Source organism: Hydrogenophaga sp. YM1 (genome assembly GCF_016903055.1).
Taxonomy (GTDB): Bacteria; Pseudomonadota; Gammaproteobacteria; order Burkholderiales; family Burkholderiaceae_C; genus Hydrogenophaga; species Hydrogenophaga borbori.
Window position 1 is genome coordinate 3,705,440 of record NZ_CP070223.1, and the last position, 13,612, is coordinate 3,719,051.

The window sequence follows — 13,612 nt, forward strand, 5'->3', positions numbered from 1 at the left end:
GCAGCGGCCTTGCGCCGGCTCACAGGCCGCCCTCCAGGCTCATGCCGCGCGCCTCGGCGAGCTCGCGCACGGCGGCGACGAACACCTCGCCGCGGTGCACGTAGTTACGGAACTGGTCCAGGCTGGCGCAGGCCGGCGACATCAACACGGCGTCGCCAGGGCGCGCGAGCTCGGCGGCCAGGGGCACGGCGGCCGCGAGTTCGCCCGCGTCGTGCAGGGGCACGCCGGCACCGCGCAGCGCCTCCTCCACGGCAGCGCGCACCCGCGGCGCGTCGCGGCCGATCAGGACGACGGCACGCGCATGGCGCGCCAGCGGCCCGGCCAGGGGGAGGAAGTCCTGGCCTTTGCCATCGCCGCCCAGGATCACCACCAGCCGGCGCTCGGCGCCCAGGCCATTGACGGCCGCCAGTGTGGCGCCCACGTTGGTGCCCTTGCTGTCGTCGAAGTACTCGACCTCGTCCACGATGGCCACGGGCTCCATGCGATGCGGCTCGCCGCGGTACTCGCGCAGGCCGTGCAGCATGGGCGCCAGCGGCGCGCCGGTGGAGGTGGCCAGCGCCAGGGCGGCCAGCGCGTTGGCCGCGTTGTGGCGACCGCGGATGCGCAAGGCCTCGGCGGGCATGAGGCGCTGGAGATAGATCTCTTCGTCCTCCTGCGCGCGGCCCTTGGCGCGGGTTTCGTCGAGCGCCAGCGCGCGCACCAGCCAGGTCATGCCATTGACGGTTTCCAGGCCCCAATCGCCCGCGCGGGTGGGTGCGTCCAGCCCGAAGCTGCACCACTGGCGCGCCGGCACCTGGCGGTTGCGGTTGCCGATCTTGACCGTCACCAGCCCGGGCTTGAGGGCCATCACGCGCTCATCGTCGCGGTTGAGCACCATGAGCGCCCGCTCGCCGAACACGGCGGCCTTGGCCTGGGCATAGGCGTCCATGCCGCCGTGCCAGTCGAGGTGGTCCTCGGTGAGGTTGAGCAGCGTGGCCGCCGTGGGCACCGAGGCCCAGGCGCCCGAAGCGGTGCCGTCGAGCTGGAAGCTGGACAGTTCGAGCACCCATACGCGCGGCAGGTGCGGGGGCTGGGGCGGCTCGGGCGGCGGCGGAGCGATGAGCGCGGGGCCCTCGTCGTCCGCTGCGGCGGGCGCGGCTTCGTCGGCGGCCGAGGTTTCGGCGGAGACGGGGCCGTCGTTGGCCTCTGCCTCGGCTGGCGCTTCGCCCGGCGGCGTGTCCCCGGGCTCGGGCTCGGCGGGCGACGCCGCTGCCACGGCCTTCGCCTGTTCGGCCAGGGCCTCGGCCTCGGCGGCTTGCGCCGCTTCGCGCTCGTCGTCGGCCGCCTGCGCGACGGCCTCCGCGCGCAGCGCGGCGGCCAGCACGTCCAGCAGGGCCGGGCCGATGTTGCCCGCCACGGCCACGGACCAGCCCGCGCGGTCCAGCAACTGCCCGGCGAGCGAGGTGACCGTGGTCTTGCCGTTGGTGCCGGTGATGGCCAGCACCTGCGGCCGGTAGGGGAAGCGCTCGCGCCGCGACAGGCCCTGCAAGGCCTGGGCGAACAGATCCAGTTCGGTGAGCACCGGCACGCCGCGCTCGCGCGCGAAGGCGAACACGCCCTGCAGCTCGGCCGGCATCAGGCCGGGGCTGCGCGCGATGAAGGCCCAGGGCTCGCGGGCCAGCAAGGCCTCGTCGAAAGCGCCGCTGACGAAGCGAGCTTCGGGGCAGGCGCCCTGCAGCGCCATGAGCTGCGGCGGCGCGGCCCGCGTGTCGGCCACGGTCACGTGCGCACCTTCGCGCGCGCACCAGCAGGCCATGGACAGCCCTGAGGTGCCCAGACCGAGGATGAGGACGTGCTGGTCTTTCATCGCAGCTTGAGCGTGGACAGGCCGATCAGGCACAGCAGCATGGTGATGATCCAGAAGCGCACCACCACCTGGGTTTCCTTCCACCCCTTCTTCTCGAAGTGGTGGTGCAGCGGCGCCATCTGGAACAGGCGCCGGCCTTCGCCGTAGCGCTTCTTGGTGTACTTGAAGTAGCTGACCTGCAACATCACCGACAGCGCCTCGACCACGAAGATGCCGCCCATGATGGCGAGCAGGATCTCCTGGCGCACGATGACCGCGATGGTGCCCAGCGCGCCGCCCAGCGCGAGCGCGCCGACATCGCCCATGAAGACCTGCGCCGGGTGGGTGTTGAACCAGAGGAAGGCCAGGCCGGCGCCGGCCATGGCGGCGCAGAAGATGAGCAGCTCGCCCGAGCCCGGGATGTGCGGCAGCAGCAGGTAGCGCGCGAACACCGCGTTGCCCGTGACGTAGGCGAAGATGCCCAGGGCCGAGCCCACCATCACCACCGGCATGATGGCCAGGCCGTCCAGACCGTCGGTGAGGTTGACCGCGTTGCTGGCGCCCACGATGACCAGGTAGGTGAGGATGACGAAGCCGGCCACGCCCAGCGGGTAGCTCACTTCCTTGAAGAAGGGCACGATGAAGCCCGACTGCGGCGGCAGGTCCAGCGTGAAGCCCGAGCCCACCCAGTCGATGAAGAGCTCCAGCACGCGCGCGTTGCTGGTCTCGGACACCGCGAACACCAGGTAGAAGGCCGCCACCAGGCCGATCAGCGACTGCCAGAAGTACTTCTCGCGCGAGCGCATGCCCTCGGGGTTCTTGTGCACCACCTTGCGCCAGTCGTCGGCCCAGCCGATGGCGCCGAAGCCCAGGGTCACGATGAGCACGATCCAGACGAAGCGGTTGCTCCAGTTGAACCACAGCAGCGTGGATGCCGCGATGGCGAACAGGATCAGCACGCCACCCATGGTGGGCGTGCCGCCCTTGCTCAGGTGGGTTTGCATCGCGTACTCGCGGATCGGCTGGCCGATCTTGAGCGCGGCGAGGCGGCGGATGAACCAGGGGCCCGCCACCAGGCCGACCACCAAGGCCGTCATGGCGGCCATGACGGCGCGGAAGGTGAGGTACTGGAACACCCGCAGGAAGCCCAGCTCGGGGGACAGGCCCTGCAGCCAGAGGGCGATGCTAGGCAGCATGGGAAGAATCCTTGTGGTTGTCGGCCTGCGTCGGGTCGAGCGCGCGCACGGCCCGCACCACGCGTTCCATGCGCATGAAGCGCGAGCCCTTGACGAGCACGCTGGCCACCACCCCGGTGGCGACCTCGGCGGCCACGTCGGTGGCCAGCGCGTCCACCTCGGCGACGCATCGCGGCGCGGGCTCGCCGGCCGCGCGCAGGGCCTCGGCGGCCTCGCACATGGCCGTGCCGCTCACGCGCACCTCGTCGATGCCGCGCGCGAAGGCGTGGCGCAGCACCTCCAGGTGGAAGGCCAGGCCCTGGTCACCGACCTCGCCCATGTCGCCCAGCACCAGCAGGTGCGGCGCGGGCAGCGAGGCCAGCACATCGATCGCGGCGCGCACGGAATCGGGGTTGGCGTTGTAGCTGTCGTCGATCAGCGTGAGCACGCGGCCACCCACGGTGACGGTGATGGCGCGCGAGCGGCCGCCCACCGGCTCGAAGGCCTCCAGCCCGCGCGCGATGGCGTCCAGCGGCACACCGGCGGCCACCGCGCAGGCCGCGGCCGCGAGCGCGTTGCGCACGTTGTGCCGGCCCGCGATGCGCAGCCGCACCTCGGCATCGCCCAGCGGCGAGGCGATGTGCAGCGCCCAGGCGCCGTCGCGCCACTCCGCGCTGTGCGCGCGCACGGTGGCCTCGGGGTCGGTGTCGCTGAACGTCAGGCTGCGCCGCGCGCCGGCCAGCGCCTGCCAGACGCGGGTGTGCACGTCGTCGCTGGGAAACACGGCCACGCCATCGGCGCCGAGCGCCGCGATGACGGCGCCGTTCTCGCGCGCCACGGCCTCCACCGAGCTCATGAACTCCTGGTGCTCGCGCTGCGCGTTGTTCACCAGGGCCACCGTGGGCGCCGCCACGGCGGCGAGCTGGGCGATCTCGCCCGGGTGGTTCATGCCGAGCTCGATCACCGAGCAGCGGTGCTGCGGATTGAGGCGCAGCAGCGTGAGCGGCACACCGATGTCGTTGTTGAAATTGCCCTGCGTGGCGTGCGCGGCCTCGCCGGCGTGCGCGCGCAGGATGCTGGCGACCATCTGCGTGACCGTGGTCTTGCCATTGCTGCCGGTCACGGCGATCAGCGGCAGCGTGAACTGGGCGCGCCAGGCCTGCGCCAGCTGCAGCAGCGCGGCACGCGAATCGGGCACCTCGGCACCGGGCAGGCCGGCCTCGGCCAGGCCACGCTGCGCGAGCCCGGCCACCGCGCCAGCGGCCGCCGCCTGCGCCAGGAAGTGATGGGCGTCGAAGCGCTCGCCCTGCAGCGCGACGAACAGGTCGCCGGCGCGCAGGCTGCGGGTGTCGGAATGCACGCGCTCAATGGGCGCGGCGATGCGGCCGACGGCGCGCGCGCCGGGCAGCGTGGTGAGCAGTTCGGCCAGGGTCTTCATGCGGCCTCCCGGCGCAGCGCGAGCGCGCGGCGCGCGTGCTCGATGTCGGAGAACGGCGACTTCACGCCCCGCACCTCCTGGTAGTCCTCGTGGCCCTTGCCGGCGATGAGCACCACGTCGGCGGGCGCGGCTTCGCGCACCGCCAGCGCGATGGCCTCGGCGCGATCAAGCACGGTGCGCGCGGCGGCCGGGTCGCTCAGGCCGCGCGCCATCTGCGCCAGGATGGTGGCCGGGTCTTCACCACGCGGGTTGTCGCTGGTCAGCACGGCGTGGCGCGCCTCGCGTTCGGCCACGGCGCCCATCAGCGGGCGCTTGCCCGGGTCGCGGTCGCCACCGCAGCCGATCAGCACCCACAGCGCCCCGCCGCGCCGCGCGGCCAGCGGTTGCAGCGCCTGCAGGGCCTTCTCCAGCGCGTCGGGCGTGTGCGCGTAGTCCACCAGCACCAGCGGCGCGCCAGGTGCGTCGGCCTGTGCCTGCTGCATGCGGCCGGGCACGGGCGTGAGCGCCGCGCAGGCCTGCGCGGCGGCGGCGAAAGGCACACCCAGCGCGCGCGCCGTGGCCAGCACGCCCAGCAGGTTGTGCACGTTGTATCGGCCCACCAGCGGCAGGCTCAAGGCCTGGCGTTGCCGCTCCTGGCCGCGCGGGTCGCGTTCGATCAGCTCGAAGGCCAGGCCGGCGGGCGTGGTGACGACGCCGCGCGCCTCGAGCCGCGCCTCGCTGTCGATGGCCACGGGCCAGAGATCCAACCCCCGCCCCTGCAGGCGCGCCAGCAGGCCGGCGCCGTGCGGGTCGTCGGCGTTGACCACCGCGGCCTTGAGGCCGGGCCAATCAAACAGGCGCTGCTTGGCGGCCCAGTAGGCGTCCATGCTGCCGTGGTAGTCGAGGTGGTCTTGGGTGAAGTTGGTGAACACGGCCACCGCCACGCGCGTGCCGTTCAGGCGCCCTTCCTCCAGGCCGATCGACGAGGCCTCGATGGCGCAGGCGCGCAGGCCCTGGTCCACGAAGCCGCGCAGCTCCTGCTGCAGCATCACCGGGTCGGGCGTGGTCAGGCCGGTGGCCAGCAAGGCCGCGCCGGGGCGGCCGATGCCCAACGTGCCCACCACCGCCGCGGGCCGGTTGCAGGCCGACAGCAGCTGCGCCGCCCACCAGGCGCTGGAGGTCTTGCCGTTGGTGCCGGTGATGGCGATCACGTCAAGCGCACCGCTGGGCTCGTGGCACCAGGCGCTGGCGATGGGGCCGGCCTGGGCCTTGAGGCCGGGCACGGCCAACACGCGTGGGTCGTTGCGGCAATCGAAGGCGTCCAGGCCTTCGCGCTCGACCACGGCCGCGCTGGCGCCGCCACGCAACGCGTCGGCCACGAAGCGGCGGCCGTCGGTGGCCGCGCCGGGCCAGGCCACGAAGCCGTCGCCCAGGCGCACGCGGCGGCTGTCGCACACCAGCCCGCCGGTGACGCTGGCGCGCAGCCACTGGGCCACGGCTTCGGGATGGACGAGCGTCTGAACCATCAGAACGTCTCCTCCACCGGCTCGCCGAAGATCTGCGGCTTGACGTTCATGTCGGGCTGCACGCCGAGGATGCGCAGGGTTTCCTGCACTGTCTCGCTGAACACAGGCGCGGCCACCAGGCCGCCATAGAACCCGCCTTCGCTCGGTTCATCGATCGACACCGCGACGATGATGCGCGGCTGCTCGATGGGCGCCATGCCGACGAAGAAGCCGCGGTATTTGCCTTCGGCGTAGCCGTTGCCCTCTTGCTTGCGCGCGGTGCCGGTCTTTCCGCCCACGGAGTAGCCCATGGTCTGCGCGCGCGTGGCGCTGCCGCCGGGCTTGGTCACCAGGCCCAGCATGTCGCGCACGGCGCGCGCGTTCTGGGCGCTGAAGACACGCACGCCCTGCGCGGGCGTGTCGCTCTTGAGCAGGGTCAGCGGGATGAGCTCGCCCTCGCGCGCGAAGATGGTGTAGGCCTGCGCGAGTTGGTAGAGCGAGACGGACAGGCCGTAGCCGTAGCTCATGGTGGCCTGCTCGATCGGGCGCCAGCTCTTGTAGGGGCGCAGCCGGCCGGCCACCGCGCCCGGGAACGGCACCTGCGGCTTCTGGCCGAAGCCCACCTGGGCGTACATCTCCCACATCTCGCGCGGGCTCATCTGCATGGCCATCTTGACCGTGCCCACGTTGCTCGATTTCTGGATCACCTCCGACACCGTCAGCACGTCCTTGGGGTGGGTGTCCCGGATGGTGGAGCCACCGATGACGATGCGGCCAGGCGCCGTCTGGATGGGCGTGTTGGGCCGCACCAGGCCCTTGTCGAGCGCGAGCGCGGCAATGAAAGGCTTCATCGTCGAGCCGGGCTCGAAGGTATCGGTGAGCACGCGGTTGCGCAGTTGCTCGCCACTGAGGTTGCGCCGCTGGTTCGGGTCGTAGCTGGGGTAGTTGGCCAGGGCCAGCACCTCGCCCGTGCGGGTGTCGAGCACGATGACGCTGCCAGCCTTGGCCTTGTGCTGTAGAACGGCTTGGCGCAGCTTCTGCCAGGCGAAGTACTGCACCTTGCTGTCGATGGACAGGCTGAGGTCGGGGCCGTCCACGGGCGGCACGACGTCCTGCACGTCCTCGACCACGCGGCCCAGGCGGTCCTTGATGACGCGGCGCGAACCGGCCTTGCCCGCGAGCTGCGACTGGAACGCCAGTTCCACGCCCTCCTGGCCACGGTCTTCCACGTTGGTGAAGCCCACCACGTGGGCCGTGGCCTCGCCCTCGGGGTACTGGCGCTTGTACTCGCGGCGCTGGTAGATGCCCTTGATGCCCAGCGCGGCGATCTTCTGCGCCACGGGCTCATCCACCTGGCGCTTGACCCAGACGAAGGTCTTGTCGTTGTCGGCCAGGCGCTTGCGCAGATCGGCGAGCGGCATGTCGAGCAGGCGGGCGAGTTCGCGCAGCTTGGAGTGGTTCTTGTCCACGTCCTCGGGGATGGCCCAGATGCTCTGCGCCACCACGCTGGAGGCCAGGATCAGGCCGTTGCGGTCGAGCACGCGGCCGCGGTTGGCCGGCAGCTCCAGCGTGCGCGCGAAGCGCACCTCGCCCTGGCGCTGAAAGAAGTCGTTGCCGATGACCTGGACGTAGGCGGCACGCCCGGCCAGACCAGCAAAGGCCAGCGCCAGGCCGAAGACGATGAACTTGCTGCGCCACACGGGCGTCTTGCTCGCCAGCAGCGGGCTGGAGGCGTAGTTGATGCTGCGGCTCATCGCGCGCCCTCCCCGCCTTCGGCTGCGGGCGCCGGGGCCGGCGTGGCCGCGCGTTCGCTCACGTACTGCGTGATGCCCGGCGTGACCTGGCGCATCTGCAGCTGGCGCTGGGCGAGTTGCTGCACGCGCGCGGGCGCGGCCTGCGCGCGGCGCTGCACGGCCAGTTGCTCGTGGTCGGCGTCGAGCCGCTTGGACTGGGTCTGCGCACGGTCCAGCGCCGAGTAGAGGCGGCGCGACTCGTACTGGGTGTGCACCAGGTAGAAGGCGCTGGCCAGGACGGCCAGCAGCAGCACGAGGTTGAGCCGGATCATGGCAAGGCCCTCACGCAGGCCACTGCGTGTGCTGCGCGATCCCCCGAAGGGACGCGAGCTGGCTGCAGGCGGTCCGGCGCGGCGCTCATGCCACCCCCGTTCGCGTGGCCACGCGCATGACGGCGCTGCGCGCGCGCGGGTTGCCCTGCACCTCCGCCTCGGACGGCATCACGCGGTGCACCTCGGCCAGGCGCGTGGGCGCGGGCTCGGCGAAGGGCGCGCGGCGGTCCACCACGGCGCGCGAGTGGCGCGCCATGAACTGCTTGACCGGGCGGTCTTCCAGGGAGTGGAAGCTGATGACCACGAGGCGACCTTGGGGCTTGAGCAGGGACAGGCTGGCTTCTAGCGCCTGTTGCAGCTCTTCAAGCTCGGCGTTGATGAAAATCCGAAGAGCCTGAAATGTGCGCGTTGCAGGGTCCTTGCCCGGCTCGCGGGTTTTGACCGCGCCAGCCACGATTTCGGCCAGCTCGCCGGTGGTTCGAACAGGGCCCCGTTCCTGTCGGCGACGATCAATCGCCTTTGCAATCGGTGCAGCAAACCGTTCTTCGCCATAGTCACGAATGACCTCCGCCAGGGTGGAAATGGGCACCGTCTCGAGCCACTGGGCCACGCTCTGGCCACGCGTGGTGTCCATGCGCATGTCCAGCGGGCCGTCGTGGCGAAACGAGAAACCCCGCGCGGGGTCGTCGATCTGCGGCGAGCTCACGCCGAGGTCCATGAGGATGCCGTCGGCGCAGGCCGGCGGCAGTTCGGTCATGGCCGCAAAGCCGCTGTGCCGCACCGAGACGCGCGCATCCTGCGCGGCCAGCTGGTGCGCCACCTCGATGGCCTGGGGATCCTTGTCGAAGACGGTCAGCCGCCCTTGGGGCGACAGCCTTTGCAGGATGGCGCGGCTGTGCCCGCCGCGACCGAAGGTGGCATCGACGTAGTGGCCGTCCGGGTTGATCGAAAGCGCCTGCACGGCCTCGTTCAACAGGACGGTCTGATGGGCCCATGTCGTCTCCACCACCGCCCTTAGAAGGAAAAGTCCTTGAACACGTCGGGCATCTCGGCCTTCATGGCCTCGGCCTCCTGTGCGGCATACACCTGGGCGTCCCACAGTTCAAGGTAGGCGCCCATGCCGAGCAGCACGACATCTTTGCTGATGCCCGCCGCGGCGCGCAGTTCGGGCGAAACCAGCACGCGACCGGTGCCGTCCACCTCCACATCCATGGCATTGCCGAGGAAGATACGTTTCCACCACTGGGCCTGCATGGGCAGGTTGGCGATGCGGTCGCGGAAGTCTTCCCAGGCCTCGCGCGGGAAGACCATGAGGCAACCATGGGGGTGTTTGGTGATCGTGAGCGAGCCACCCAGGGCGTCGCGGTGCCGGGTCGGCACGGACAGCCGCCCCTTGGCATCGAGACTCAGCGAAGACGCGCCCTGGAACACCGCTTTTGACCTTCAGGTGGGACATACCACCACTTAATTGCACTTATTCCCACTGTAGCAGGAAAACACTCGCGCACCAGGGGTCATGCACACTTTTTTTCAATGAAATCAACCACTTAGAAGTGATTTCGCGGGGAATCCAGGACCAAAAAGCACATAAAAAGCAAGCACTTACAAAGGTCAGTGCAAGTGAAGCTTCAAAACAGGAACGCCCGTGGGGTGGTTCCACGGGCGTTTCACGAGGCGACGGGCGGTGAGGGTGGGTCGGCGGCGGGAAAGGAGCCCCGACCAGCCAGGCCGCTCAGAGGATGTAGCGCGACAGGTCCTCGTCCTGGCTGAGCGCGCCCAGCCGCCCCTGCACGAAGGCGGCGTCGATGTTCACAGTCTGGCCCTGCAGCTTGGCCGCGTCGAAGCTCACTTCGTCGAGCAGATGTTCCATCACCGTGGAGAGCCGCCGCGCCCCGATGTTCTCGGTGCGCTCGTTCACCTCGCAGGCGATCTGGGCCAGCTGGCGGATGCCGTCGGACTGGAACACCAGCGTCACGCCCTCCGTCTCCAGCAGCGCCTGGTACTGCCGCACCAGCGACGCATGGGTCTGCGTGAGGATGGCCTCGAAGTCGTCCACCGACAGCGACTGCAGTTCCACGCGGATCGGGAAGCGCCCCTGCAGCTCGGGGATGAGGTCGCTGGGCTTGGACAGGTGGAAGGCACCGCTGGCGATGAACAGGATGTGGTCGGTCTTGATCGGCCCATATTTGGTGGACACCGTCGTGCCCTCCACCAGCGGCAGCAGGTCGCGCTGCACACCCTGGCGCGACACCTCGGCCGTGCCACCGCTCTCGCTGCGCGAGGTCACCTTGTCGATCTCGTCGATGAAGACGATGCCGTTCTGCTCGGCGTTGTGCAGAGCGCGGGCTTTGATCTCGTCTTCGTTGACGAGCTTGGCCGCCTCTTCGTCGATCAGCAGTTTCAGTGCCTCGGCGATGCGCAGCTTGCGCTGCTGCTTGCGTCCGGCGCCGAACTGGCCGAACAGGCCTTTGAGCTGCTCGGCCATTTCCTCCATGCCGGCGGGCCCCATGATCTCCATCGTGGGACGCGGCTCGGCCACCTCGATATCGATTTCGCGATCGTCGAGCTGGCCCTCGCGCAACTTCTTGCGGAAGGCCTGGCGCGCGGTGCTGTCGGGCGTGGGCTGGGGCTCGAAACCCACGGCGCGCGGCGGCGGGATCAGTGCGTCGAGGATGCGCTCCTCGGCCGCGTCCTCGGCGCGCGCGCGCTGCTGGCGCATCGCCGCGTCGCGCGTCTGCTTGATGGCGATGTCGGCCAGGTCGCGCACGATGCTGTCCACATCCTTGCCGACGTAGCCCACCTCGGTGAACTTGGTGGCCTCGACCTTGATGAAGGGTGCGTCGGCCAATTTGGCCAGGCGGCGCGCGATCTCGGTTTTGCCCACGCCGGTCGGGCCGATCATGAGGATGTTCTTGGGCGTGATCTCCGGGCGCAGTTTTTCGTCCACCAGCTGACGCCGCCAGCGGTTGCGCAAGGCGATGGCCACGGCGCGCTTGGCGCCCTTCTGGCCGATGATGAAGCGGTCGAGCTCGGAGACGATCTCCTGGGGTGTCATCGAAGACATGTCAAACGGCCTCAGTCGAGCGTTTCAATGGTGTGGTTCATGTTGGTGTAGATGCACAGCTCGCCCGCGATTGCGAGCGATTGGCGCACCACATCTTCGGCGCTGAGCGCGGTGTGGTCGATGAGCGCCTTGGCCGCGGCCTGGGCGTAGGCACCGCCCGAGCCGATGGCGACGATGCCGTGCTCTGGCTCGAGCACGTCGCCATTGCCGGTGATGACCAGCGCGGCGCTGCGGTCGGCCACCGCGAGCATGGCCTCCAGGCGGCGCAGCACGCGGTCGGTGCGCCAGTCGCGCGTGAGCTCGATGGCCGCGCGCGCCAGGTGGCCCTGGTGCTTCTCCAGCTTGGCCTCGAAGCGTTCGAACAGGGTGAAGGCGTCGGCCGTGGCGCCAGCGAAGCCCGCCAGCACGCGGTCGTGGTAGAGCTTGCGCACCTTGCGCGCCGTGCCCTTGATGACGATGTGGCCCAGGGTGACCTGGCCGTCGCCGCCGATAGCGACCTGCACGCCCTGCGGCGTTTCGCGGCGGACGCAGACGATGGTGGTGCCGTGAAAAGATTCCATGGGGTGGCAGATGGGGATGCGATGGCCCCCCTCAAGGGGCAATGGAGAAAAAGCCGGCGCACAACCCGCCACGCACCACGCGGTCCAACCCAGTGACGCCGCGGAACCGGCTTTGCCGGGCCGCTGGTGTCGCCCCCTTTGAGGGGGTCGCGCGCAGCGCGGCGGGGGTGCTTCCTGCTAGTCGTTGCGAAGGACCACCTTCGCGTACTCGGTGATGCCGATGACGTGGAAGAAGGCCGAGACCAGTCGGTGCACGTCGACGAACTGCACGAGCCGGTTCTGCGCGTGGTGGTTCGACACCCAGTTGAGCAGCGTGCCCGCGGCCGAAAAATCGACGCGGATCAGGTTGCGGCAGGAGAGGATCAGCACGTCGGCACCTTCCAGCCGCTGCTCCAGCATGTCGATGGTGCTCTGCGCGTCGCCGCGGATTTCGCCCGACAGCTCCACCAGGCCAAGGTGGTTGATCGACCCGGGCTGCGAGTCCATGGCCGACTCGCCCGAAAGCGTGGATGGCGGCGAGAGGGTCTCGATCACCGATTCGCCCAGCACGGAATGGCCTTCGTCGCCATCGCCACGCATCGACTGGTAGCGGCAGCGTGGCCGCTCCCAGCCCGGCGGGGACAGCTCGTAGGTGACGCAGAAGTCCAGCGCAGTGAGCTCGAACTCATCCGCCCGGTTCATCAGCCGCAGCACGGCCATGCGCAGCTCCCACCACAGCTGCTCGACGTCGCGGCGGCCCGAATGGGTCATGCTTTTGAGCACGTCGCGCAGCCTGGCGCCGCCCACGAAGCGCAGCTCCACGTCCTGGTCGGTCCAGAGCGTGACCAGGCCCAGCAACGCGCGCGCGGCCTTGGGGTCCATGCTGCTGAGCAGGCTCCAGTCGATCACCCAGGGCTGGCGCGCGCGCGTCAGCACGTTCTGCAGCGAGCCCACGGCGTGCGCGTCAAGTTCGGCCTCGCAGGCCCACACGGCGCGTGCGTGCCCGGCGGCGATCGGCGCGTCGGCCGCGACCACCATGCGCTGCACCGCGGCCGGCATGTCGTACCACTGCGGGGCCGAGCGGTCGAAACGGTTCACGAACTCCACCGCCCGGTTCTCGAAGGGCGCGAGCTGGCCGGTGGCGCGGTACAGATCGAACAGGGCGAGCCAATCGGCCTCCTGGTCGACGCGGGCGCCGCCGTCGGACACGGCCTCCAGCAGCCCCTGTTCCGCACCAGCATCGTCGCCATTGGCGAAGCGGATGGCGGCCTCCTCCACCTCAGGGTCCTGGGCCACCTCCTGCACGTCCAGCGCGTAGAAGTGCGAGGCCGAGAACTCCGAGCCCAACTGCTGGCTGCTGGGCGTGCCCGCGCGCGGCGCCATCAGGCCCGTGCGGGGACTGCTGGGGGGCTTGATCGGCGCGGGCGCCGTCGCCTGCGACGGCCGCAGCGCCATCGGCTCGGTGGGTTGGTGCTCGCGCTGCGCCGAGGGATGCAGCAGCGGCGCGGGCTCGGTCACGTCGTACTGGGCGCGCAGGCGCGCCGGGTCCACCTGAGGCAAGGGCCGGATCGGCGAGGCCTCGCGGGCCTTCGGCGGCAAGGTTCCGGGCGGCTGCGCGGCGCTGTTGGGTCCCGGTGAACCGGTGCTGGTGATCGAGTCCGCGCCCTTGGTTTTCCACCACTGCATGGACATCTGCGCCTCGATCTCGTCGATCTTCTTGAGCGTCATCGCCCGGTCATCGGGCTTGGAGGGGATGCTGCTCTGGAAGAAGGACGGGCGCATGCCCTGGGCCTCGGCGGGCGAGCCCTCGCGCGAACGGATCTTGCGCAGCATGTCGAACTCGCGCTTGCGCACGAAGTCGTTGCGCCGCTTGCGCTCGATCATCTCCTTGAGCGCGGCCTTGCTGTATTCGCTCTCGCGGTCCGACTGACGGGTGTCCAGGTCGGCCCAGCTCGTGGTGGGGTGGCGAACGAACTTCACCACCTTGGAGAGGAAGCCGCCGCTGGATTCGTCCTTGGACAT

At 70.1% G+C, this 13,612-nt stretch carries 11 protein-coding genes; all 11 read right to left on the reverse strand.

Going from position 1 to position 13,612, the window contains the following annotated elements; all coding sequences use genetic code 11:
• Positions 1 to 19 precede the first annotated feature (19 nt).
• A complete protein-coding gene (gene murD, locus JNX00_RS17465) occupies positions 20 to 1,846 on the reverse strand; it encodes a UDP-N-acetylmuramoyl-L-alanine--D-glutamate ligase (RefSeq protein WP_204743014.1) in 1,827 nt (608 codons plus the stop codon).
• Positions 1,843 to 3,021 (reverse strand): phospho-N-acetylmuramoyl-pentapeptide-transferase, encoded by a 1,179-nt coding sequence (gene mraY / locus JNX00_RS17470; protein WP_204743015.1) that lies wholly within the window; start codon positions 3,019 to 3,021, stop codon positions 1,843 to 1,845. The genes murD and mraY overlap by 4 nt, the downstream gene beginning before the upstream one ends.
• Positions 3,011 to 4,438: a UDP-N-acetylmuramoyl-tripeptide--D-alanyl-D-alanine ligase gene (murF, locus tag JNX00_RS17475; protein WP_204743016.1), complete on the reverse strand. Its 1,428-nt coding sequence runs from the start codon at positions 4,436 to 4,438 to the stop codon at positions 3,011 to 3,013. Before murF ends, mraY begins: the two co-directional genes overlap by 11 nt.
• On the reverse strand, positions 4,435 to 5,943 hold the full coding sequence (locus tag JNX00_RS17480) for a UDP-N-acetylmuramoyl-L-alanyl-D-glutamate--2,6-diaminopimelate ligase (RefSeq protein WP_204743017.1): 1,509 nt from the start codon (positions 5,941 to 5,943) through the stop codon (positions 4,435 to 4,437). The genes murF and JNX00_RS17480 overlap by 4 nt, the downstream gene beginning before the upstream one ends.
• Positions 5,943 to 7,676 carry a penicillin-binding protein 2 gene (locus JNX00_RS17485; protein WP_204743018.1) on the reverse strand — a complete coding sequence of 578 codons (1,734 nt, stop codon included), beginning with the start codon at positions 7,674 to 7,676 and terminating at the stop codon, positions 5,943 to 5,945. Before JNX00_RS17485 ends, JNX00_RS17480 begins: the two co-directional genes overlap by 1 nt.
• On the reverse strand, positions 7,673 to 7,987 hold the full coding sequence (gene ftsL, locus JNX00_RS17490) for a cell division protein FtsL (RefSeq protein ID WP_070397236.1): 315 nt from the start codon (positions 7,985 to 7,987) through the stop codon (positions 7,673 to 7,675). The genes JNX00_RS17485 and ftsL overlap by 4 nt, the downstream gene beginning before the upstream one ends.
• An 85-nt stretch (positions 7,988 to 8,072) precedes the next feature.
• A complete protein-coding gene (rsmH, locus tag JNX00_RS17495; protein WP_070397745.1) occupies positions 8,073 to 8,993 on the reverse strand; it encodes a 16S rRNA (cytosine(1402)-N(4))-methyltransferase RsmH in 921 nt (306 codons plus the stop codon).
• A gap of 8 nt (positions 8,994 to 9,001) precedes the next feature.
• On the reverse strand, positions 9,002 to 9,418 hold the full coding sequence (gene mraZ, locus JNX00_RS17500; protein WP_204743019.1) for a division/cell wall cluster transcriptional repressor MraZ: 417 nt from the start codon (positions 9,416 to 9,418) through the stop codon (positions 9,002 to 9,004).
• Positions 9,419 to 9,719: 301 nt separating this feature from the next.
• Complete coding sequence (gene hslU, locus JNX00_RS17505; RefSeq protein WP_204743020.1) at positions 9,720 to 11,051, reverse strand: ATP-dependent protease ATPase subunit HslU; 1,332 nt, start codon at positions 11,049 to 11,051, stop codon at positions 9,720 to 9,722.
• An 11-nt stretch (positions 11,052 to 11,062) separates the two neighbouring features.
• Entirely contained in the window at positions 11,063 to 11,611 is a 549-nt protein-coding gene (gene hslV, locus JNX00_RS17510; protein ID WP_070397233.1) for an ATP-dependent protease subunit HslV, read from the reverse strand.
• 177 nt (positions 11,612 to 11,788) lie between these two features.
• Positions 11,789 to 13,612: an STAS domain-containing protein gene (locus JNX00_RS17515; RefSeq protein WP_204743021.1), complete on the reverse strand. Its 1,824-nt coding sequence runs from the start codon at positions 13,610 to 13,612 to the stop codon at positions 11,789 to 11,791.

Excerpts from the sequence above, each read along its gene's own strand:
- JNX00_RS17485 (WP_204743018.1), bottom strand. The coding sequence starts at position 7,676 with ATGAGCCGCAGCATCAACTACGCCTCCAGCCCGCTGCTGGCGAGCAAG.
- hslV (WP_070397233.1), bottom strand. The coding sequence starts at position 11,611 with ATGGAATCTTTTCACGGCACCACCATCGTCTGCGTCCGCCGCGAAACG.
- hslU (WP_204743020.1), bottom strand. The coding sequence starts at position 11,051 with ATGTCTTCGATGACACCCCAGGAGATCGTCTCCGAGCTCGACCGCTTC.
- ftsL (WP_070397236.1), bottom strand. The coding sequence starts at position 7,987 with ATGATCCGGCTCAACCTCGTGCTGCTGCTGGCCGTCCTGGCCAGCGCC.
- murF (WP_204743016.1), bottom strand. The coding sequence starts at position 4,438 with ATGAAGACCCTGGCCGAACTGCTCACCACGCTGCCCGGCGCGCGCGCC.
- murD (WP_204743014.1), bottom strand. The coding sequence starts at position 1,846 with ATGAAAGACCAGCACGTCCTCATCCTCGGTCTGGGCACCTCAGGGCTG.
- JNX00_RS17515 (WP_204743021.1), bottom strand. The coding sequence starts at position 13,612 with ATGTCCAAGGACGAATCCAGCGGCGGCTTCCTCTCCAAGGTGGTGAAG.
- JNX00_RS17480 (WP_204743017.1), bottom strand. The coding sequence starts at position 5,943 with ATGGTTCAGACGCTCGTCCATCCCGAAGCCGTGGCCCAGTGGCTGCGC.
- mraY (WP_204743015.1), bottom strand. The coding sequence starts at position 3,021 with ATGCTGCCTAGCATCGCCCTCTGGCTGCAGGGCCTGTCCCCCGAGCTG.